Annotated in this window: 21 protein-coding genes; 14 read left to right on the top strand and 7 right to left on the bottom strand. The window is 56.9% G+C overall.

Annotated elements, in window-relative coordinates; all coding sequences use genetic code 11:
• Positions 1 to 84: 84 nt before the first annotated feature.
• Positions 85 to 531 carry a very short patch repair endonuclease gene (locus tag JJD74_RS05775; RefSeq protein ID WP_200612176.1) on the bottom strand — a complete coding sequence of 149 codons (447 nt, stop codon included), beginning with the start codon at positions 529 to 531 and terminating at the stop codon, positions 85 to 87.
• Between JJD74_RS05775 and JJD74_RS05780 the strand changes: the two genes are divergently transcribed.
• The 3 genes from JJD74_RS05780 (at position 497) to JJD74_RS05790 (ending at position 3,762) form a co-directional block, all read left to right on the top strand.
• On the top strand, positions 497 to 2,218 hold the full coding sequence (locus JJD74_RS05780; protein WP_325166956.1) for a DNA cytosine methyltransferase: 1,722 nt from the start codon (positions 497 to 499) through the stop codon (positions 2,216 to 2,218). The genes JJD74_RS05775 and JJD74_RS05780 overlap by 35 nt on opposite strands.
• A 177-nt stretch (positions 2,219 to 2,395) precedes the next feature.
• Positions 2,396 to 2,716, top strand: a complete 321-nt coding sequence (locus JJD74_RS05785; protein WP_200612180.1) for a hypothetical protein — start codon at positions 2,396 to 2,398, stop codon at positions 2,714 to 2,716.
• A 56-nt stretch (positions 2,717 to 2,772) separates the two neighbouring features.
• Positions 2,773 to 3,762 carry a hypothetical protein gene (locus JJD74_RS05790; protein ID WP_200612182.1) on the top strand — a complete coding sequence of 330 codons (990 nt, stop codon included), beginning with the start codon at positions 2,773 to 2,775 and terminating at the stop codon, positions 3,760 to 3,762.
• A 3-nt stretch (positions 3,763 to 3,765) separates the two neighbouring features.
• Here the strand turns inward: JJD74_RS05790 and JJD74_RS05795 are convergent, their stop codons facing one another.
• Together JJD74_RS05795 and JJD74_RS05800 are read right to left on the bottom strand one after the other, a co-directional pair.
• A complete protein-coding gene (locus JJD74_RS05795; protein ID WP_200612184.1) occupies positions 3,766 to 4,956 on the bottom strand; it encodes a hypothetical protein in 1,191 nt (396 codons plus the stop codon).
• A gap of 63 nt (positions 4,957 to 5,019) precedes the next feature.
• Positions 5,020 to 5,835 carry a sulfite exporter TauE/SafE family protein gene (locus JJD74_RS05800; protein WP_200612187.1) on the bottom strand — a complete coding sequence of 272 codons (816 nt, stop codon included), beginning with the start codon at positions 5,833 to 5,835 and terminating at the stop codon, positions 5,020 to 5,022.
• Between the two features lie 112 nt (positions 5,836 to 5,947).
• Between JJD74_RS05800 and JJD74_RS05805 the strand changes: the two genes are divergently transcribed.
• Together JJD74_RS05805 and JJD74_RS05810 are read left to right on the top strand one after the other, a co-directional pair.
• Positions 5,948 to 6,715, top strand: a complete 768-nt coding sequence (locus tag JJD74_RS05805) for an AraC family transcriptional regulator (protein ID WP_115146169.1) — start codon at positions 5,948 to 5,950, stop codon at positions 6,713 to 6,715.
• Between the two features lie 93 nt (positions 6,716 to 6,808).
• Positions 6,809 to 7,126 carry an XRE family transcriptional regulator gene (locus tag JJD74_RS05810; protein ID WP_200612190.1) on the top strand — a complete coding sequence of 106 codons (318 nt, stop codon included), beginning with the start codon at positions 6,809 to 6,811 and terminating at the stop codon, positions 7,124 to 7,126.
• Between the two features lie 67 nt (positions 7,127 to 7,193).
• Here the strand turns inward: JJD74_RS05810 and JJD74_RS05815 are convergent, their stop codons facing one another.
• On the bottom strand, positions 7,194 to 8,249 hold the full coding sequence (locus JJD74_RS05815; RefSeq protein ID WP_115146167.1) for an MBL fold metallo-hydrolase: 1,056 nt from the start codon (positions 8,247 to 8,249) through the stop codon (positions 7,194 to 7,196).
• 215 nt (positions 8,250 to 8,464) lie between these two features.
• Here JJD74_RS05815 and JJD74_RS05820 point away from each other — a divergent pair, with 215 nt between their 5' ends.
• The 4 genes from JJD74_RS05820 to JJD74_RS05835 all read left to right on the top strand — a co-directional run bounded on the left by JJD74_RS05820 (position 8,465) and on the right by JJD74_RS05835 (position 12,516).
• Complete coding sequence (locus tag JJD74_RS05820) at positions 8,465 to 9,073, top strand: TetR/AcrR family transcriptional regulator (RefSeq protein ID WP_042560562.1); 609 nt, start codon at positions 8,465 to 8,467, stop codon at positions 9,071 to 9,073.
• 155 nt (positions 9,074 to 9,228) lie between these two features.
• Positions 9,229 to 10,305 carry a diguanylate cyclase gene (locus JJD74_RS05825; RefSeq protein WP_200612201.1) on the top strand — a complete coding sequence of 359 codons (1,077 nt, stop codon included), beginning with the start codon at positions 9,229 to 9,231 and terminating at the stop codon, positions 10,303 to 10,305.
• 177 nt (positions 10,306 to 10,482) lie between these two features.
• Entirely contained in the window at positions 10,483 to 11,802 is a 1,320-nt protein-coding gene (locus tag JJD74_RS05830) for a methyl-accepting chemotaxis protein (protein ID WP_200612204.1), read from the top strand.
• A 183-nt stretch (positions 11,803 to 11,985) separates the two neighbouring features.
• Complete coding sequence (locus tag JJD74_RS05835; protein ID WP_200612206.1) at positions 11,986 to 12,516, top strand: DUF1003 domain-containing protein; 531 nt, start codon at positions 11,986 to 11,988, stop codon at positions 12,514 to 12,516.
• Positions 12,517 to 12,816: 300 nt separating this feature from the next.
• On the opposite strand, the gene JJD74_RS05840 is transcribed toward JJD74_RS05835, so the two are convergent.
• Positions 12,817 to 13,143, bottom strand: coding sequence for a DUF2025 family protein (locus JJD74_RS05840; RefSeq protein ID WP_042560566.1), 327 nt, complete (start codon positions 13,141 to 13,143; stop codon positions 12,817 to 12,819).
• 222 nt (positions 13,144 to 13,365) lie between these two features.
• On the opposite strand from JJD74_RS05840, the gene JJD74_RS05845 reads away from it, so the two are divergent.
• Together JJD74_RS05845 and JJD74_RS05850 are read left to right on the top strand one after the other, a co-directional pair.
• Complete coding sequence (locus tag JJD74_RS05845) at positions 13,366 to 14,493, top strand: glycerophosphodiester phosphodiesterase (RefSeq protein WP_047299575.1); 1,128 nt, start codon at positions 13,366 to 13,368, stop codon at positions 14,491 to 14,493.
• 139 nt (positions 14,494 to 14,632) lie between these two features.
• A complete protein-coding gene (locus tag JJD74_RS05850; protein ID WP_042560568.1) occupies positions 14,633 to 14,938 on the top strand; it encodes a PepSY domain-containing protein in 306 nt (101 codons plus the stop codon).
• A 136-nt stretch (positions 14,939 to 15,074) separates the two neighbouring features.
• Here the strand turns inward: JJD74_RS05850 and JJD74_RS05855 are convergent, their stop codons facing one another.
• A complete protein-coding gene (locus tag JJD74_RS05855; protein WP_200612209.1) occupies positions 15,075 to 16,697 on the bottom strand; it encodes a methyl-accepting chemotaxis protein in 1,623 nt (540 codons plus the stop codon).
• A 274-nt stretch (positions 16,698 to 16,971) separates the two neighbouring features.
• Between JJD74_RS05855 and JJD74_RS05860 the strand changes: the two genes are divergently transcribed.
• Positions 16,972 to 17,994: a transporter gene (locus tag JJD74_RS05860; RefSeq protein ID WP_042560570.1), complete on the top strand. Its 1,023-nt coding sequence runs from the start codon at positions 16,972 to 16,974 to the stop codon at positions 17,992 to 17,994.
• 290 nt (positions 17,995 to 18,284) lie between these two features.
• Positions 18,285 to 19,787 carry an inorganic phosphate transporter gene (locus JJD74_RS05865; RefSeq protein ID WP_442793278.1) on the top strand — a complete coding sequence of 501 codons (1,503 nt, stop codon included), beginning with the start codon at positions 18,285 to 18,287 and terminating at the stop codon, positions 19,785 to 19,787.
• A 108-nt stretch (positions 19,788 to 19,895) separates the two neighbouring features.
• Here the strand turns inward: JJD74_RS05865 and JJD74_RS05870 are convergent, their stop codons facing one another.
• Positions 19,896 to 20,333, bottom strand: coding sequence for a multidrug/biocide efflux PACE transporter (locus JJD74_RS05870; protein ID WP_150616117.1), 438 nt, complete (start codon positions 20,331 to 20,333; stop codon positions 19,896 to 19,898).
• A gap of 89 nt (positions 20,334 to 20,422) precedes the next feature.
• On the opposite strand from JJD74_RS05870, the gene JJD74_RS05875 reads away from it, so the two are divergent.
• Positions 20,423 to 21,277: a LysR family transcriptional regulator gene (locus JJD74_RS05875; protein WP_042560573.1), complete on the top strand. Its 855-nt coding sequence runs from the start codon at positions 20,423 to 20,425 to the stop codon at positions 21,275 to 21,277.
• Positions 21,278 to 21,382 lie beyond the last annotated feature (105 nt).

Genomic DNA, 21,382 nt, shown 5'->3' on the forward strand with positions numbered 1-21,382 from the left:
CGAAAACCTGGATATTCCTCCCAGACGCCTCCACTCCCTATGAGGAGAAATTAAATGCTGGATAGATCTGGCTCATCGATCATTCTAGCCAGGAAAGGTGGGCCATGAGACGTCTTTTTGATTACAATCCCGTACCGCGTCCGGAATCCAGTTAATTTCTGCTTCGGGCCTTCGGATACCACACTCCCAGAGTTCGAAAACCCGCCAGCCACGCTGAAGAAGCTCGAATTTGTTCCTAAGGTCGCGCTTCACGTTCTGGTCAAATTTTGCCCGCCAGAACTCTTCTCGGGTCTTGGGAGTGGTGGCATATCTACATCCAGGATGTCTGTGCCAGAAGCAACCTTGAACAAAAATACAAAGCCCATAACGTGGAAGCACCACATCTGGCCGACCCGGGAGCTCCTTAGGATGTAGTCGAAACCGAAAGCCATGCCTGTGCAGTAGCTTGCGGACCTTCATCTCAGGAGATGTGTTGCTACCACGGATTGTAGCCATCATGCGAGACCTGACTTCTTTACTGACGATGTCCATGACAGAACCCCAAATGAATTTACTGTTAGAGCGAGACCCCGCTTTCGAATGCGACTCTGAGCCTTCGAAGCCTATCCAGATAGTTGACCTTTTCGCTGGTCCTGGCGGCCTAGGCGAAGGCTTTGCATCCTCTGGTAATGGACAACGGTTTGAGATCGTGGTTTCTGCCGAGATGGATCCTGTAGCCCGTGAGACTCTTAGACTCAGAGCGTTCTACCGACTTTTAAAGCTGAAAAACCCAGATCATTTATCTGACTATTATGATTTTTGCAATGGCCGCAGCCCGAGCCCATTTTCTGCCGCCAGTGAGCCTCAATGGCTCGAAGCTGAAGCAGAAGCTCGCTGCATCACTCTGGGGTCAAAGCTAGGTGATCTAGAGCTGGATCAAATACTAGAAGAGAAACTTGATGTAAACCGACCTTGGGTACTTATCGGTGGTCCGCCGTGCCAGGCATACTCACTCGTTGGCCGATCTCGCAACCAAGGCAAAGCGAACTATAACGCTGAGGATGATCATCGTCATTTTCTGTACAAAGAATATCTCAGGATCATCAAAGAACGACAGCCTACTGTTTTCGTAATGGAAAACGTTAAAGGGATCCTATCCTCCAAAGTTGGTGGAGAAGGTATTTTTACTCAGATTCTCCAAGACCTCACCGATCCGCACAAAGCATTGGGCGACGCATCTCCAGGAAAAAAATACTGCATATGCTCTTTGGTAACTGGGCAGGCCTTCCATCCAGGTGATGATATTGAAAAAGTGGATCCTCGGGGATTCATTATTAAAGCTGAAGAGCATGGAATTCCTCAGGCACGACATCGAGTGATTCTTCTCGGCATCGCGCTGGACGAACAGGGTTGCATTCCTGATCACGGACGTATTTCGTTCGAAGAACAAATCACCACCAAGCACGTAATCAATGATCTTCCAAAACTTCGAAGCCGACTTACCAAACAACAAGACAATAGTGAGGCTTGGTATAAAGTCATTATAGATCAGCTGGACGAACTCAGGAGTCAAGTAGATTCCATTACAGACCCAAAGCTTGCAACTGAACTAAAAATTACACGAGACAGTACAATTTCTTCTTTATATGACGTCGGCGCACTCCGGGTGCCACGTCGAAAAAATGACGGCAAGACAGGTATAAACAAGCTAGATCACTGGTATCGTGACGAAAAGTTGGACTATTGGTTGAACCACGATGCTCGTGGGCACATGCCTTCGGACTTGAAGAGATACATGTTCGCAAGTGTTTATGCGCGCGCTTATAAAGTTTCCCCCAAAGGCCATCAGCAGTTCAATCTTCCGGGCCTGGCTCCAGCCCATAAAAATTGGGAATCGGGCAAATTCAACGATCGCTTCAGAGTGCAATTGGAGAATCAACCGGCAACTACAGTAACAAGCCATATATCTAAGGATGGCCACTACTTCATTCATTACGATCCGAAACAGTGCCGAAGCCTTACGGTGAGGGAAGCAGCGCGACTTCAGACATTTCCTGATAACTATTTCTTTCAAGGCAATAGGACTAAACAGTTTCACCAAGTCGGAAACGCGGTCCCCCCCCTTCTAGCGAGCAAAATCGCTTCCGTGGTATTTGGCGTTTTATATCCCCGTGCACTGACGTACGAGTCGGCCAAGTTAAAAAACAGTTCCAACAATCCTAACCCCCCCACTAATTGAGCTTTCAAATAGCGATCGAGTCTGATCGCTATTTTCCCAGCCTTCAACATTGCTAGCAATACACCTTAGGTTGGGAGAATGGAGCCATCGCTGGTAGCGATAATTCCAAGATTACAAAGGAACTATAAGGAAGGACACAGGAGATCCGACCATCTCCAATTCAAGGGCACACACCACATGCAGCATTTAGACAATTCAATCAAAAATACCCCTTCCCGACTCTTGGTCGTCTCATTCCTCATCATCTTTTTCGGCCTGCTGATGATGGCCCTGCGCATCGCCCAAAAAAACGAAATCATGGCCATCGGTGCCGTCTGGGTGGCCAACGCTTTGACGATGGTGTTGCATGTCATCTATTGGAAGCGTTATGGCTTGTCCGTTGGATTTAAAATCGCGGTTGTGATTCAAATCGTCATTACGATTCTGCCCTTCCTGTTTGGCAATCTCGGTTTTATGGCTGTTCTGTTGGTGCTGGGTGGCGAGATCCATTACTGGTAACCCGCCCCACCTCCCGCTATTAATACCCTCCCCCACTCAAGGATCCGAGCCCCACCATGAAATTCGATCTCGCCTACTGCCTCAGCCTCGACGACAAGTTGTCGATCTATGACGTTCGCGATCTCAATTTCGACGAGACGGTGGCGTTCGATTCCGCAAAAGAACATTTCCAGTGCCCCAACGATGCCTGTCGCTCTGCGTTCGAGGCCTCCAACGAGTTGGGCACGTTCAACGCCAAGAATGTGAATTACGTGCGCACGCCGCACTTCAAGAATCTGCCCACGACGCAGCATGTGGTGGGTTGTCCTTATGTGAGTTTGAAGGCGTCGGCGTCGGGGGTTGAGACGGCAGATGGCGAGGCGGATGAGGGTCGTGAGGAACACTTCCCATCAGAGTTGCTGCTGACTCGGCGTGAGTATGTGCGCAAGCCCGTCGCGCCAGCGGGAGCTGCGGATGTGTTGCGCGATGATCCGGTACGAGTGACGGCGGACAGTGGTAAAGAGTCCGCAAGTCGCGAGTCGGCGCCGGACAAGACCAGTGTTTTCGCGCATCCGGTGGAGTGCTTTGTTTCGAACTTCGCGGACAAGGAGTTGCTCAAGCGGATGCCGTTGAAGGTCGGTGAGCATTCGGCGCCGTACAGTTCGTTCTTCAAGAAGATTGAATATCTGACGGACAACAAGGGGCTGATTTACTGGGGGCGGATCAAGAAGATTGAAGACTTTCACAGCGGCGCCAGTTTCCGGATCGATTTCGAAGACAAGGTCTGGTTCAAGAAGCCGGAGGACAGTAAGAAGAAGCCGTATGCGGTCAGTGTTTATCTGAACAAGAAGCTGATCGACAACTACCGCAAGCGCAAGGCGTTTCTGGAAGAGATCAAGCACGCCGCTGATAGCGACAAGGCGTTGTTCTGTTTCTTCTATGGTGTGACGCCGGAGTTGAAGCAGGTGCCGGGCAAGAAGAACCCCGAAAAGCCTTTCGAGGTCTTCAATGCCAATATCGAGAACCTAGATCACTTCATTATTCGTGAAGCGCCGGGGCTGGAGTGACGGTTAGCCTTGGGGCAGTTGCAGTTTGACGGCACCGGGGTGTTGTTTGACGACGGAGTACGGCAGGATCGACCAGTCTGGTCTATCGCAAGAGCGTTGTACGCGAGCGAAGTAGGCGCCCAGGTATAAGCCCTTCTCGGTGAAGAACCACGGCGAAGAACCCCAGATGCTTTCATCCGTGAAGTCGCAGTCGTCTTCTTGTGTCGGCTTCTTCATTTCTGTTGGGTACAGGGCGGTGAGTTGCTTGATGATCCATGGCACCAGCTCTTTGCTTTCATACTGATAACGCGCGTCACTTTCGGCCTTGCTCAGAGGTTTGTCACCCAGGCTGTCGCGCTCGGCATGCAGAAGTGGCTTGCCCTCACCGACCCACAGCACATCTTCGAGCGACAACGGGTGGCCGGTTTTAACGTCGATGTTGAGCGGGGAATCACCGAAATCCGGATGCGCGCCGCCGCAGTAATAGCTGGTGGATATGTTCAAGCTGACCACGGCTGGCGAGATCATTTTAGGTTCGGCCTGCTGCATGAACTCAACGTGCTCTCCGCCTTGCAGCTGACAGCTGTGGTAGCTGATGACTTCATTCCAGAGGCGTCCGAGCAACTGCTGGTTCACTCGTTGTTGATCATCTTTCGACAATCCGGATTCCACGCTGAACAGCGAAATCTTCGTCTCAGGCTCCGTCCACCATTGCAGTTCGTAGCCCATGAAGTTTTCTTTCTTCGCTGGTTTGAGTTTGAGCCCTTGTAAGCGCAAGTACTCGTACGGTTCGCCATTCGGCAGCGCGGCAATGAACGGCAAAGTTGTTGAGTTCGGCGCAGGAAGTTTGGCCTCAGTGAGTTTTACCGGAAGCCTCTTGCCCTGAGGATTTTGCCATTCGCCCTGCCACCCTTCGGTGGTTTCTTGCAGTTTCAAGGTTGGCAATGGCTTGTCGTCACCGTAGCGGTTATTGCCTTCGACGAGACTCAGCGTACTGTCCTGCAGCGAGCCACTGAGGGCCAGGTCGCGGTGATACTTCTCATAGAAGTAGCGGCCGGTGACCTCATCCGGCTGCGTGGTATTGAGCTCCACCACAATCGCCGTCTTGCCCAACATACCGGTGAACACGCGTCGGCCATCTTCAGCATGGGCGGTGGAAATCAGTGTGAACAGCGCCGCGGCGTATGGCGCCAGGCGCAGCAGTCCCTTGAGCATGAGTCGATCCCTGAATGAATGAGGCTGCGAAGTATGCAGAGGATGCGCGCAGGAATCGAGGCTCTACTTGAGCAGCATCCCCAGCATCACGACTATCAACAATCCAACATAAACCCACGCATGCACCCGATCCGGTATCCGCCCGATCCATCGCGTCGCCAATCGAATCCCCAGTAACGACCCCACCGTCAACAGCGCAAACGCCAGCAGATCCACATATCCGATGAAACACGGCCCGAGATCTGTCTCGCTGAAACCGGCCAGCGCCATGTACGTCAGGGTCCCGGCCACTGCCACCGGCACGCTCAGCGGATTGGCCATGGACGTCGCCTGGGACATGCTTAACCCGCTGCGGCGCAGGAGAGGCACGGTCATGACGCTTCCTCCTACGCCAAGAAACGTCGCGATGGCGCCAATGCCTACACCGCCGCCGGACGTTTCCATCCTGCCCAATCGGCGTGGGACTACGTCTTTAGCGTGTGTGAGAAATCCGCGTCGCAGCAGGCAATCAACGATGGTCACGCCAAGGTAGGCGATGAACGCATAGCGGATGACTTCGCCGCTGACCCAAACGGCGGCGATCGCGCCGAGGATCGCGCCCAATCCGATGAACCCGCCCAACGGCCAAAGGTAATCCCGAATGAGATTGCCGACGCGGCGGTGTTTGTCGGTGGCTATCAGAGCGTTGACGATCATCACACAGGTCGAAGTGGCGACGGCAATGTGCATCGCTGATTGGCCGATGGGGTCGTCGGCCCCGTGACTGGCGGTGAGCATGCGGTACAGCAGCGGTACAACGACGAAGCCGCCACCAAAGCCGAAGAGCACGGCGGTGATGCCGGTCAGGCAGCCAAAGAGGGTAAGCAGGAGGTAGAACATGACGCGTCTTCCGGTGATGGGGAGCGGTCGACGATAGAGCGACATGGTTTGGCCTGCTTCAGCAAATCAGCCAATAATGTTTGTGTTTACGCCAACCGCTGGGTGCCGTTCGATGCGCAATGTTTCAATCAATTTGCTGGATGACACACCGCGCCCGGTGGTGGCGATCGGTACGGATTATTCCCACGGCCATCTACTGCCATTTCATACGCATCGTCGAGCGCAATTGCTCTACGGCGCGACGGGAGTGATGCAGGTCAGCACCCATGACGGCAACTGGGTGGTGCCGCCGCAACGGGCGGTGTGGATTCCGCCGGGGGTGGCGCATGAGGTGTTGATGCTTGGGGTGAGTACCCGAAGTTTGTACATCGAACCGGGAGCGGTTGATTTGGGCGAACGCTGTCAGGTTATCGACGTGTCACCGTTAATGCGCCATCTGCTCATGGAAGCGGTGGAGGTTCCGCAGGCCTACGACCCGAGTGGGCGAGACGGTTTGCTGATCGATTTGTTGCTGCACGAAGTTACACGCAGTGCTCCTTTGCCCCTGCACATTCCGTTGCCGAACGACGGAAAACTACTCGCGCTGTGTCAGAACTTTCTGCATCAGCCCAACGCCCATCAGTCGCCACAACATTGGGCCGAGCAGTTACACATAAGCTTACGCACCTTCAACAGAGTGTTTCGCCAGCAGACCGGAATGAGCTTCAGCGAATGGCGGCAAAGAGCCTGCGTGGTGCTCGCACTGGCACGGTTGGCGGCGGGTGAAACGGTGACTCGGATCGCCCTGGACTTCGGCTACGAAAGCCCCGCAGCGTTTTCGACGATGTTCAGGCGCATCCTTGGTCAGCCACCGTCCGTCTGGTTGGAGGCGGCAAATTAGGCAAAATCAAAAAATCCGTTTGATCCCGACCGAAAACAACTGTACAAAAACACAGTACATTTTCAATCAGCACTCTTGAGCCCGGAGCACACCATGGCCTCTCTTGCGATGAACCACATCCTTGAACGCATTGCCCTTTTCCAGTTCACCCCGACGCACTGCGTGCAGGCCAGAGTAATGCTGGGCTGGAGCGTGGAACAGCTATCGCGGGAGGCTGAAGTTTCGGTAGACGACATTCAACGGTTTGAAGCGCAGCAAGAAGTGGCGGATGCGGCACGCCTGGCATTGGCCTACCGGTTTGAGTCGCGGGGGCTGGTGTTCTTTCCCGGGTTTGCGCCGGGCCGTAGTGCGAGTTTGAACGCGATGGCTTCGGAATCAGCAGGGCATGGGGAATATGCGATGGCTGAGTGAGGGTTTGTGGCGACGAGATAGATTCCTCGTCACCACGAAAATCAACATCAGCACCGACTGAAGGGGATCAGGCGTTTTGCACAACTCCCTCACTCTCCCCTTCAATCCCCAACCACCAGGCATTGCCGCGCTGCGGTTGACTGATGTTGAACGCCTCCCCCATTTGCGGCGTCGTGATCGAAATGCTGCGCTCCCAGGCCAGCGCCAGTATCCGGTCGAACGGTTCATGCCACGCATGCATCGCCAGATCGAAAGTGCCGTTGTGGATCGGGAACAGCCAGCGGCCCTTTAGGTCGATGTGGGCTTGCAGGGTTTGTTCGGGTTGCATGTGCACGTGGGGCCATTCGACGTTATAGGCGCCGGTTTCCATCAATGTCAGGTCGAACGGGCCGAACTGTTCGCCGATGCGTTTGAAGCCGTCGAAATAGCCGCTGTCGCCGCTGAAGAAGATTCGTGTATCGCCGTCGATCATCACCCATGACGCCCACAAGGTGCTGTTGCCGTCGAACAGGCCACGACCGGAAAAGTGCTGCGACGGAGTGGCGATGAAGCGGACACCGGCGATTTCAGTACCTTGCCACCAGTCGAACTGGCGCACCTTGTTCGCGTCGATGCCCCACTTGATGAGCGTGTCGCCGACGCCCAGCGGGGTCAGGAACAGATTGGTTTTGACCGCCAGCCTGAGCACCGCCTCGTAATCGAGGTGGTCGTAGTGGTTGTGCGAAAGGATCACGGCCTCGATCGGTGGCAACTGGTCGAGGCTGATCGGTGGTTGATGGAAACGCTTCGGGCCGGCCCATTGCACGGGCGAGGCGCGTTCGGCGAAGACCGGGTCGGTGATCCAGAATTTGTCCTGCATCTTCAGCAATAGGGTCGAGTGACCTAGGCGAAAGACGCTGTGGTTTGGCGCTGCCAGCAGATCTTCACGGGTCAGGGGTTGCACCGGGATTGCCGCGGCAGGTCGGGTGTTGCTCGGTTTGTGGAAAATCATGTTCCACATGATCCGCAGCATTTTGCGCACACCTTCGCGTTGCACCGGCGCATGATTGCGGAACAGCCCCTGATCCTGTCGAGAGGCTTCAGGCGTGGATGTTTTATCCGGAACGGAAACTGGATTGGCCATGACTGATTGACTCCAGAAAACCCGCGCGATTCACGGTTTTCCTCGGTGGGACGATAAATGGCCAAAGCACGCACGCATTAGCCGAACGGTCTGTTTTTAGGTTGCGAGGATTAACGCAACATTACACTCGACGGTGTAGTTTCTAGGTTGCATCAAACGAGATGACAAGTAAACTGCCAAGTGTAACTTCACCCTTTTCCTGCCGAAGCGTACTTATGACAGCTCCACAGCGCCTCACCGACCGCAAACGCGAAGCCATCATCCAAGCGGCGATTGCTGAATTCCGTGCCAACGGTTTCGAGATCACCAGCATGGACAAAATCGCGGCGACTGCCGGTGTGTCGAAGCGCACGGTGTACAACCATTTCCCCAGCAAAGAAGAGCTTTTCGCCGAAATTCTCAACCAGTTGTGGGCGCGGATCAGCGCCGAGCAGTCGGTCATTTACCGAGCCGATCAGCCGCTGCGGGATCAGTTGCGGCAGATGTTGTTGGCCAAACTGCAATTGTTGGCTGATGACAATTTTCTGAGCCTGGCTCGCGTGGCAATTGCCGCGACCATTCACTCCCCGGAACGCGCGCAGAACATGGTGGCCCGCATGGGAGAGCGGGAAGAAGGCCTGACGGTATGGATTCGTGCCGCCCAGGCAGATGGCCGGTTGAAAGCCGTTGATGCGGATTTTGCCGCGCAACAGTTGCAGGGTCTGCTGAAGTCGTTCGGCTTTTGGCCACAGATTTCCATGGGGCGGCCACCGCTCGATGAGGCCATGCAGAACACCGTGGCCGAATCGGCTCTGGAGATGTTTCTGGCGCACTATCAGCTCTAGATCGACCCTCCCCTGCGCATACCCCAAATCAAATGGCTCGAAAGGACACTGATTATTTCCGCTGGAATAAATGACAATGTCCGCCAATGACCGACGAACGGTCAATTCGATAAAAATACTGCAAAGTATTTCAGGGCGATCTGGCGCAGGACATCATGGAAAACCAACGCGGCAAAGGCTTGTCATTCTCCAGACGTATTTACCTGCCACGCGCCATTGGGCTGGGTGTCGGTTTTTTCAGCGTCGCCGCGGCGCTGTATCCGCTGAGCACGCCGACCTGGCTATGGGCGCTGTTGGTGTTCAACGGATTTATCTGGCCGCACGTGGCCTATCAAATGTCGACCCACTCGGCATTTCCCTATCAGGCCGAACGCCGCAACCTGTTGTACGACTCGCTGTGTGGCGGCTTCTGGGTCGCGTGTTTCCAGTTCAATCCGCTGGCCACCGTGACCGTCTTGTCGATGATGACCATGAACAATGTCGCGGCCGGTGGCCGTCGCCTGTTCGTCTTCGGCGCTCTCGCCCAAGTGGCCGGCGTGCTGCTCGGCGCAATGCTGCTGGGCTTCAAATTCAACCCGATCATGACGCAAATCCAGGTCTTGGCCTGCTTGCCGATGCTGACCCTTTATCCGCTGGCACTGGGCATGGTCTGTTACCAACTGGCGATCAAACTGGCCCAACACAAACGCGCGCTCAGCGCCCTGAGCCGCACTGACAGCCTGACCGGATTGCTCAATCACGGGGCCTGGAAAGATGTGCTGCACCTGAAGTTTCAACAATGTCACCAGCACAACAGCCAAGCCATTGTGGCGCTGATCGACATTGATCATTTCAAGGTCATCAATGACAGCTACGGGCATATCGTCGGCGATGCCGTGCTGCAACAGTTGAGTCGCGAGTTGAAACGTCTGCTGGTCGAAAATGAACCGGCCGGACGCTACGGCGGCGATGAGTTCTGCGTGATTCTGCCGAACCTGCCGTTGTACAAGGCTGAAGCACTGATGGAGCAACTACGCCAGGCGCTGGATCAGTATCGCCATCCCGATGTGCCACAACTGCGGGTCAGCCTCAGTATCGGTCTGGCGCAGTTTCAGCCTTCGTATTGCGATGCGATTGTCTGGCTGGATGCCGCCGACAAGGCGCTGTACACAGCCAAGCATGCCGGCCGCAACACCATCGGCGTGGCGATGAGCGATCCGGCCTCAAATGACGCCAGTCTGCTTGGCATCTGAGCACGTTCGTACAATTTCGAAGCAGCAGTTTCTTGTACAGAACCTATAAGTCTGTATAAGATTCATTGGTCAGCCTGGATGCTGGCACTTTGCAGCCAATGCCAATAACCCTCAGCTTGGTCTGCCCCGCGGAAACAGGGACAAAACCCCGTCTTCCCCTACTTCCAGGTATGCGCCATGTTTTTCAATCGCCACAAATCAGCCCTCGACGACCTTCAACAGACCCTCACTCAACAGAACGGCCTGCTCGATGCAATCAACCGCTCCATGGCGGTGATCGAATTCGATCTCGACGCAGTGGTGTTGAGCGCCAACGACAACTTCCTCAAAACCATGGGTTACCGCGCCGAACAAGCGATCGGCCAACCCCATCGTCTGTTCTGCACGCCTGAGTTTGGCCGCAGTGCTCAGTACAGCGAGTTGTGGTCACGCCTGAAAAGAGGTGAATTTCAGTCCGGCACGTTCGAACGCATCAATAGCAAAGGCGAATCGGTCTGGCTCGAAGCCAGTTACAACCCGATCAAGGATGCCGCCGGACACGTGGTGAAAGTGGTCAAGTACGCGATGGACGTCACGGCCAAGGTGCAGCAGGAAAGCGAGGCCAACGCCAAGTTGCAGGCGATCGACCGGGCGATGGCGGTGATTGAATTCAACCTCGACGGCAGCATTATTACGGCCAACCAGAATTTTCTGACGCGCATGGGTTACACACTCGCCGAGCTCAAGGGCAAACATCACCGTTTGTTCTGCACCGCAGAATTGGTCAACAGCAGCGCGTATCAGGATTTCTGGCGACGGTTGAATCAGGGGGAGTTCTTTCAGGGCCAGTTCGAACGCATCGACAAGCGCGGCCAGACCGTTTGGCTGGAGGCCAATTACAACCCGGTTTACGACGCCTCCGGCCGTTTGTGCAAAGTGGTGAAATTCGCCTCGGACGTCACCGCTAGGGTCGAACAGCACGAGCAAGACGCACGCAGTGCCAGCGCCGCCTATCACATCTCGGTCGAGACGCGGAAAGTCGCCGAACAAGGCACTCAGGTCATTCAACAAGCGGCCAGCGAAATGCGCGAAATTGCTGAAGACATTGCCGCGTCTTCGACGTTGATCGCCCACCTGGGTGAACGCTCGGAGCAGATCACGGCCATCGTCAACACCATTCGCGGGATTGCCGACCAGACCAATTTGCTGGCGCTCAACGCTGCCATCGAAGCGGCGCGCGCCGGTGAACAGGGCCGTGGTTTTGCGGTGGTGGCCGATGAAGTGCGGCAACTGGCGGCGCGTACCAGCGGCTCCACAGCGGAAATTTCCAACATGATCGGTTTGATCCAGAGCGAAACCCGCCAGGCGATCAAGAGCATGGACGGCACCCGCGATCGCGCGGCCCAGGGCGTGGAACTGGCGGATCAGGCGGGTACGGTGATCTTGCAGATTCGTGATGGCGCCAGTGAAGCGGTGCAGGCGGTGAGCATGTTTGCCAATGAGCGGGCGCCCAATTGAGGGTCGTGCAGGAGCGATAGACCGAGTCGCGACCTTCGCGGGCAAGCCCGCTCCCACAGGGAATGAGTCAATCACACATGCTGTGTACGACTGCTGAACCTGTGCGGACTTGCCCGCGAAGAGGCCGGCCGCCACAACGCAGAGCTATAGTGACGGCACGTCCGAAGTCCTGCCGAGCACACCATGAATAACGAAAAAACGGAAACATCCCCCGCCCCCATTGATCACCTGCGCTTCCACCGCCCCCACGCCCACCTGAACACGACTTTCGGCAACGACGCCTTCGCCCTGCGCGCCGAAGCCTTTGCGCGGTTCTTCGGCACGCCGCTGTTCCTTGGCGCGCAAACCTTGATTGTTGCGGTGTGGATCGGCCTCAACGTATGGGGCGTGACTCAATTCGACGTCTACCCGTTCATCCTGCTGAACCTGGCCTTCAGCCTGCAGGCGGCCTACGCCGCGCCACTGATCCTGCTCGCACAAACCCGTCAGGCCGCACGCGACAAAGCGCAGGCCGACGCCGATGCGCAGCACCGTGAAGCGCTGGCACAGGCCAATACCGAACGTCAGGCTGAGGCGGCGAAGAACTCCGCGCAATTGCTGGCGTTGCTTGAACAAAACACCCGCCTTACCGAAATGACGAAAAACCTCACGGAGCGCATCGAAGGCCTGACCAGCGAATTGCACGCTCACGTGTGCCAGAACCTACAGCGCTGATCAGGGCAAACGCAAGGCCTGCCCTGGTTCATCGTCCAATGTGGCCGGCCAGCGCATAATGGCCACGATGTGCGGAATTTATTCAGCAACGTGGGCGGTCGATCTGGTATTCGGCGTTTCATACGCGGGGGTGTCGGGTGGAGCGAGAATATCGATTTGGCCAGTGAGTATTGCGATGTACTCACAGGCCCCATCGCTGGCAAGCCAGCTCCCACAAGTTAGGTGTCGCTCTGAAGATCACGCCGTACCTGTGGGAGCTGGCTTGCCAGCGATGGGGCCCTGAAAGCCACAGCAAAAACCTCAGCCCCGCACCAAACTCCGCACCGCTTCAATCTCCGGCACTTCACGTTTGCTCATATACACCCGCAACGGCTCAGTGATGTTGATCCGGCCATCGATATTCTGATCCAGCAGCAGCTGAATCAGCTCACGCTTCAACGTCATGGTCGTGGGCGAAATCGGGGCCCAGACGAATTCGCTGGTCGGGATAATGCCGTCATCCGCCACGTCCATGCCGAATGAGTCTTCGCTGAAACGCACAATGTACTGGCCGGTCTTGCGGTTGAGGCCAACGAAGCCTTTGAGGTCGTCGGCCGCCTGGCAGATGAGTTGGGAGGTGATGCGCATGGTAAACCTCACGAAATGTTGATCGATGGTTTACACGCAGGACAACTGAACGGCGCGCCCTCTGCCGGGACGTCTGCCGAGGGCAAGCGTACTGCAAACAGCACCACAAAAGTGCAGGAAATATCGCTTTTAATAGGTTTATGTCGGTCTGGCGATAGCATGCAATCGATTCAGTTGTTAAAAGGTACGTCTTTTAAAATGCCCTGCGAAAGGACCTCGACCATGCCCGCCACTTTCACCAAAAGCGCCCTCATGCTGAGCCTGTTGCTCGGCCTCAGTCAGGCGCATGCCGCCACGCACAGCGATCCGAACGCCGTGGCTGGAGCTCACGGCATCCCGCACCCGGCGGTAATCGCTCACCGTGGCGCGTCCTTCGATGCACCGGAATCCACCGCTGCCGCCTATAAACTAGCCCGTGACCTCGGTGCCGACTATCTGGAAATGGACCTGCAACGCAGTAAGGACGGCGTGTTGTTCGTGCTGCACGACGATAATCTGCAGCGCACCACCGACGTCGCCAGCAAATTCCCGGATCGCAAGGACAGCCCGGCCAACGCCTTCACCATGGCCGAGCTGAAAACCCTCGATGCCGGCACCTGGTACAACACCAAATACCCGGACCGCGCGCGCCCGTCCTACGCCGGGCTGAAGATCCTCACTCTCGATGAAGTCATCGACATCGCCCAAGCCAATCCGCAGCACAAACCGGGCCTGTACATCGAGACCAAAGAGCCGCAGTTGTTCCCCGGCCTCGAAAAAGACCTGAAGGAGAAACTGCAGGATCGCGGCTGGCTCAGCCCGGCCGGCTCGAAACTGGCGAAAAGTGCGCTGGGTGTCGGTCAGGGCAAAGGCAAGGTGATTCTGCAGACCTTCGAGAAAAACAGCCTCGAACTGCTGCAAAAGGAAATGCCGCAAGTGCCGAAGATTCTGCTGCTGTGGGTCGGCGAAGGCAGCATCGAGCCGAAATCCAAGGTGACGTTTGCCGAGTCCGGTGAGAAAGACAAAAACGCTTTCTACGGCAAGCAGGAGCCGAAATCCGAAGCTGAATTTAAAAAATGGGTTGATTACGCCAAGGCTCAGGGCGCTATCGGCACAGGCCCTTCGGCGAAGCTCACCCAAGGGGGCGACCAGAGCTATTCGGATCTGGTGCAACCGTGGATGAACCAGTACACCCACGACCAAGGAATGCTGGTGCATGTCTACACGGTCGATGAACCGGTGGACTTCGACAAAGTCATGGCCGCAGGCGTCGACGGCATCTTCACCAACCGCGCCAGTGAACTGTTGAAGTTCTACAAACGCCCGGCGGCCGGTAGTGTTGATCAGGTGTTGAAGAACAACGGGTTCTGATCAGTTAACGAGGTATCCGCATCGCGAGCAGGCTCGCTCCCACAAGAGCAATCTGCGAACGATGCGGGGTTTTAAGGGTGAGTTAAGTTGCGGTGGTTAACCTGAGCCCACTTAAACGATTTACCCAAGGAACGAACCGATGAAAACTTTGACTGCCCTGTTTACCGCTGCTGCCCTGACCCTCACCGCTGGTATCGCTCAGGCTGATGTTCGCGTTGATGAGATCCCTGAGTTGGTCAAGTCCGGCAAGATCAAGTCGCTGGAGTCGATGAACGCCGAGGCATTGAAACTGCATCCGGGTGCAACCATCACTGACACTGACCTGGACAACCACTTCAACGGTTACGTGTATGAAGTTGAATTGAAAATGGCTGATGGCAGAGAGTTCGATGTCGACTTCGACGCCACCACCGGCAAAGTGTTGAGCAACAAGCAAGACACTTGATACACCGTTTAACCAAAGCCGCACGATTGAAAGATCGTGCGGCTTTTTTACGTCTGGGGTCTGGCCTGGATGATGTGTCGCAAGAAAGATCGTCCCCCCTCCCCCCGGGAGAGGGCCAGGGTGAGGGGAAATGGCGTCACGCGCTCAGGCGGGCGGTGACTTCGTTGAGTTGCCCGGACAGGCCGTGCAGATTCTGGCTGGCGCTTTCGGTGCGCTGCACGTTGTCCAGGTTGGTGCTGGCAATCGAGGTGATTTCGGTCAGGTTGCGCGAGATGTCCTCGGCGACCGAAGTCTGCTCTTCGGCGGCCGTGGCGATCTGACGGTTCATGTCGCGAATCGCTTCCACCGCGTGGGTGATGCGTTCCAGCATGGCGCCTGCCTGCGTCACTTGCTCAACGCTTTCGTCGCTGCGGGTCTGGCCGCTATCGATGGCTTGCGCCGCGTCTATCGCGCCAGTCTGCACACTCTGAATGATCTGGTTGATCTCGATGATCGACTCCGCCGTGCGCTGCGCCAGGTTGCGCACTTCGTCAGCGACCACCGCAAAACCGCGTCCGGCCTCACCGGCACGCGCCGCTTCAATCGCAGCGTTGAGCGCCAGCAGATTGGTCTGTTCGGCGATGCCGCGAATCACTTCCAGCACTTTACCGATGCGGCCACTGTCGGTTTCGAGACGACGAATGACCGTGGCGGTGGTGGCGATTTCGCTGCGCATCAGCGTGATGGAGTGAATGGTGCTTTGCATGACCTTTTCACCCTGCTGGGCGGACTGGTCGGCATCGTCGGCGGCTCGCGCGGCATCGGCGGCGTGACGCGCGACTTCCTGGGCGGTGGCGGACATTTCGTTCATCGCCGTGGCCACCTGGTCGGTGCGGTTGAACTGCTCGTTGGTGCCGCCGGCCATGGTCGTGGCGATGGCGTTCAATTCGCCGCTGGCGCTGTCCAGATCACTGGCGCTGCGCTGCAAACGGGTGAACGTATCAGCGAGGAAGTCGCGCAGGGTATTGGCTGCGGCGGCGAGGTTACCCAGCTCATCCTGACGGTCGCTGACCACACGCTCGGCCAGTTTGCCGCGGCTCAGTTGGGTGACGTAGTCGATGAGTTTGCGGATCGGTTCGACCAGGTTACGGTTGACCAGCCACAGGCTCAACAGCCCGATCAACAGACCCGAAGCGAGCATCACCAACAGCCCCAGCCATACGGTGCGATCGGCATCAGCACTGATCAGCGCCGACTGCTCGGTGCCCTGCTTGCGCAATTCGGCGACCAGCTCGCTCATCTGATCGCTGGCAGCGCGATCGACACCTTTGACAGCGGCGTCGCCGACAGCAGAATCGCCACCCGCGGCGACATAGGCATCACGGCCCTTCTGGTAGGCGCCTGCCAACTGACGATGCTCTTCCTGCAAGCGTTCGATGCGGGTTTTCAGGCTTGGCTCAATGCCTTTCTGGCTGGCCAGTTCGCCGAGGATTCTCTGCACATCGCGTTGGCGATCTTCAAACTGGCTCCAATACTTGGCCAGATCCGCCGGCTGCTTGCCACGCAGCAGGACGTTTTTCCATTCCTGTACCTGCACCTTGAATTGCAGGTTGGCTTCATCGATCAATTGCGAAGTGTGCAACGGGCCGGCAATCAATTGGCTGTAGCTTTGCACGCCATTCGAGAGGAAATGGAAACACGCCAGCGCGATCAACAAGACCGCCAGCAGGCTGCCGCTCAGCAGGGCGAGAATTTGCGCTCTCAGGGATTTTTGCAGCATCGCAGATACTCAGGACAGGGATGAGGCACGCCAGCAAAAGGCGTGAAATATTGCTGGACATCCCTGTCGGCGAACCTCGGCCAACGGCCAGTGGCGCGCAACCTAACTCACCTGAGATCGGCGCGCCAGAGCGCTTCTTGAACAAATCCCGACCGCCGGTAACACTTTGATTTGACGTCATTTAGCTATCACACAAACGTCATGTGACATTGCGATGATTCGGCACAGGTGAATCTGAAAATCCCGCCCAGCGCCCTCCTCGCAGCGAGCCTCCATGAACCACAGCCTCGATATCAGCCATCGCGATCCGGACCTGTTCGGTTTGCTTTACGGCTTTCGTTTCCTGCCCGGCGAACGGGGTCGCGAAGTCGACTCGACAACTGCATTGCGTTGCCTGCAAGACGACAACGACAGCGGCGAATTCCTCTGGCTGCATCTGAACCTGGCCCACGCGGCATGCGAACGCTGGATGAAAAGCCATCTGCAATTACCCGAAGAATTTTTCGAGGCACTGCACGAAGGTTCGCGCTCGACGCGCATCGAGCACGTTGACTCGGCGTTGCTGGCAGTGGTCAACGATGTGGTGTTCAACCTCAGCAGCATGGTGTCGTCGGACGTGTCGACGTTGTGGGTGTGCGTGCGCAGCAAACTGATCGTCAGTGCGCGCCTGCAACCGCTGCACTCGGTGGATAAATTGCGCTCGTCGGTGAAGGCCGGCGAGCGTTTTCGTTCGCCCTCGGAATTGCTCGTGCACCTGCTGCGCGATCAGGGCGAAGTGCTGACGCAGATCGTGCGCAAGACCAGCATGAGCGTTGATACGGTCGAAGACGAGTTGCTCTCCTCGCGCCTGTCGACCAACCGCGCCGAACTCGGTGCCAACCGCCGAGTGCTGGTGAGATTGCAACGGCTGCTGGCACTGGAGCCGGGTTCGTTACTGCGCCTGCTCAACCGCCCGCCGCCGTGGTTGCAGAAGGAGGACGTCAAGGAACTGCGCAAATCCACCGAGGAGTTTGCGCTGATCATCAATGACCTCACGGCCCTCGGCGAGCGCATCAAACTGTTGCAGGAAGAAATCGCCGCCAACCTCAACGAACAGAGCAACCGCACGCTCTTTACCCTGACCGTGGTGACGGTGCTGGCGCTGCCGATCAACATCATTGCCGGTTTCTTCGGGATGAATGTCGGCGGCGTGCCGCTGTCGCAGGACGCGCATGGGTTCTGGATACTGGTCGCGCTGGTGGCGACGTTTACGGTGATTGCGGGGCGGTGGGCGTTTCGTAAGCGTGGAGATTATTAAGATCAAAAGATCGCAGCCTTCGGCAGCTCCTACACTGCCACTGCAGGAGCTGCCGAAGGCTGCGATCTTTTGACTTTGCCTCCAGCGATTCATCCAAACACTGACCTGAGGCAGTCTCTCTGTAACATTCTGCAACGATCATGGGCAACATTCCTTCCCTCGCTCAGGATTGTCCTCTCATGGCTACTCCCTCCCTGACCGCCAGCCCATCGTCCGCCGCCAGCGGCAGGCCCTCCCTCGACAAGAAAACCAGCCCGTTCACTTACGTATTGTTTTTCGCAGTGCTGGCCATGGGGATGCTGTTCACCGCCTACAGTCTGATGCACGACGTGCAGGAGCTCGGCACGACGGTCACCACCTGGACGCCATTTCTGCTACTCGGCGTGGCGTTGGTGATTGCGCTGGGTTTTGAGTTCGTCAATGGTTTCCACGACACCGCCAACGCCGTGGCTACGGTGATCTACACCCACTCGCTGCCGCCGAATGTTGCGGTGGTCTGGTCGGGGTTCTTCAACTTCCTCGGCGTGTTGCTTTCGAGCGGTGCGGTGGCATTCGGCATCATCGCACTGCTGCCGGTGGAGCTGATTCTGCAGGTCGGTTCGTCTGCTGGTTTCGCGATGATCTTCGCCCTGTTGATCGCAGCGATCCTGTGGAACCTAGGCACGTGGTGGCTGGGTTTACCGGCCTCGTCGTCGCACACTTTGATCGGTTCGATCATCGGCGTCGGCGTGGCCAATGCCTTGATGCATGGCCGCGACGGCACCAGCGGTGTCGATTGGGCGCAGGCCACCAAGATTGGTTATGCGTTGCTGCTTTCACCGCTGGTGGGTTTCGGTTGTGCGGCGCTGTTGCTGCTGGCATTGCGCGCATTCGTGAAGAACCGCGCGCTGTACAAGGCACCGAAAGGCAACACCCCGCCGCCATGGTGGATTCGTGGTCTGCTGATCCTGACGTGCACCGGCGTATCGTTCGCCCACGGCTCCAACGACGGCCAGAAAGGCATGGGCCTGATCATGCTGATTCTGGTCGGCACCTTGCCGATGGCCTATGCATTGAACCGCACCATGCCCGAAGAACAATCGCTGCAGTTCGCCGCCGTGGCGCAAGTCACCCAACAAGCCCTGGTGAAAAGTGCGCCGCAGCCGGCACCTGCCGATCCGCGCCCGATCCTCTCGGATTACGTGCGCAGCAAGGAAGCCACGCCGCAACTGATCCCCGCCCTCGCCGCCCTCACCGGGCACATCGGCGAGGAAGTCAAAGGCTACGGTTCGCTGGCGAAAGTCCCGGCCGAGGCGATGGGCAACGTGCGTAATGACATGTACCTGGCCAGCGAATCGATTCGCCTGATGGACAAGAACAAGGTCGGCAACTTCGACGCCGACACCGCAGGCAAGCTGCAACTGTTCAAGCAACAGATCGACAACGCCACGCGGTTTATCCCGCTGTGGGTGAAGATCGCCGTTGCTATCGCATTGGGGCTCGGCACCATGGTCGGCTGGAAACGCATCGTGGTGACGGTGGGCGAGAAGATCGGCAACACCCACCTGACCTACGCGCAAGGCGCCTCGGCGGAAACCGTGGCGATGCTGACTATTGGTGCAGCGGACACGTTTGGTTTGCCGGTTTCGACGACGCATGTCCTGTCCTCGGGCGTGGCCGGGACTATGGTCGCCAATGGCGGTGGATTGCAGATGAGGACTATCCGTAATCTGCTGATGGCGTGGGTGCTGACGCTGCCGGCGGCGATCCTGCTGTCGGGTAGCCTCTACTGGCTGTTCACCCAGATCTTCTAACCGAAATAATCCCACTGCAGGAGCTGCCGAAGGCTGCGATCTTTTGATCTTTTTTAGATCAAAATCAAAAGATCGCAGCCTTCGGTAGCTCCTACACGAAAATGAGGGTTAGCCCTGGCAGGCGTTGCGCATCAGGAAGCGCTCGCGCAGTACGTCGTAGCCCCAGTGATACACATAGGTGTACGGCAGAAAAAACAGCAACACGCCGATGTCCAGCAAGAACGCCTGCCACAGGCTGACCGACAGCCACCAGGCAATCAGCGGCACACCCATCACGATCAAACCACCCTCGAACAGCAAGGCGTGAACGACCCGCACCCAGGCGTTGTGGGCAACATTCATGCGCTCGAGCATGCGGTCGAAAAACCGGTTGAAGACCACGTTCCAGCCCAGCGCCAGCATCGCGATCAGCACCGTCACCGCGCCCATTTCAAGCATCGGTTTTTTCATGATCCACGCCAGCAGTGGCGTGCAGATCAGAATCGCCAGCAATTCGAAACCAACAGCCTGGAAGATGCGTTCAGTGATGGATTTTTGGGCAGTCATGGCCTGACTCCTTGAGTGAAGATGGTTGCCATGATCCATCCTCGCATCGATACTTCAAAACCAATAACCATCGATTAAGGCGATAGTTCATGGCATCGCAAGAAGTGCTTTTGGCATTCGTCCAAGCGGCGACCCAGGGATCGTTTTCGGCGGCGGCGCGCAAACTCGGGCGCAGTCAGTCGACGATCAGTGCGGCGGTGGCGAGTCTGGAGATTGATCTGGACCTGGTGTTGTTTGATCGCAGCAGCCGCAAACCGACGCTGACGCCTGCCGGCCACGTCATGCTGCAACGCGCCGAGGCGATTCTTACGGCCAACAGTCGCCTGGAAATGACCGCGCGGCAATTGTCCCAAGGCGTTGAGCCGAAATTGACCGTGGCGATTTCCGACACTTATCAATCCGCGCGTTTCGAAGCGGCGCTGTTCGGTTTTGAACAGCGCTATCCGGATCTGGAACTCGAATGCCTGATTGCCGAATGCGATGACTTGATCGAACTGGTGCAGCGCGGTCGGGCGCATCTGGCGTTTGCCGAGATGCAGGACAATTACCCGCCGGACCTGGTGACCTCGACTGTGGCCGAGCGCACCGATATCGCCCTGTTCGTCAGTCGCGGACATGCGCTGGCGACACTGGAAAACGTCGACCAGCCAATCCTGGAGCAGCATCGCGAGTTGCGTCTGGCGACGATCGTCAATCCCTACGACAGTCGCGCCAAGGGCCGGGTGTGGTCGGCACCGAGTTATCTGATGCTGATGGAAATGGCCGAAATGGGTTTCGGCTGGGCGCCGTTGCCGCGCTGGCTGGTGGGGCGTTTCGGCAATGGCACGCTGGTGGAGCTGACAGTGCGCGGCTGGCCGAAACCGGTGTTTGTCGATGCCTTGTGGTCGCGGCTATATCCGCCGGGGCCGGCGGGGAGCTGGTTGCTGAGCAAGATGCTGGAATAGATCAAAAGATCGCAGCGTGCCGCAGCTCCTACAGTTGCAACCCATGTAGGAGCTGCCGAAGGCTGCGATCTTTTGATCTTGTTGTTGATTGAAGAAAATCAACAT

Origin of the sequence: Pseudomonas sp. MF6776, from assembly GCF_016613125.1 — a bacterium.
Lineage (GTDB): Bacteria > Pseudomonadota > Gammaproteobacteria > Pseudomonadales > Pseudomonadaceae > Aquipseudomonas > Aquipseudomonas iridis.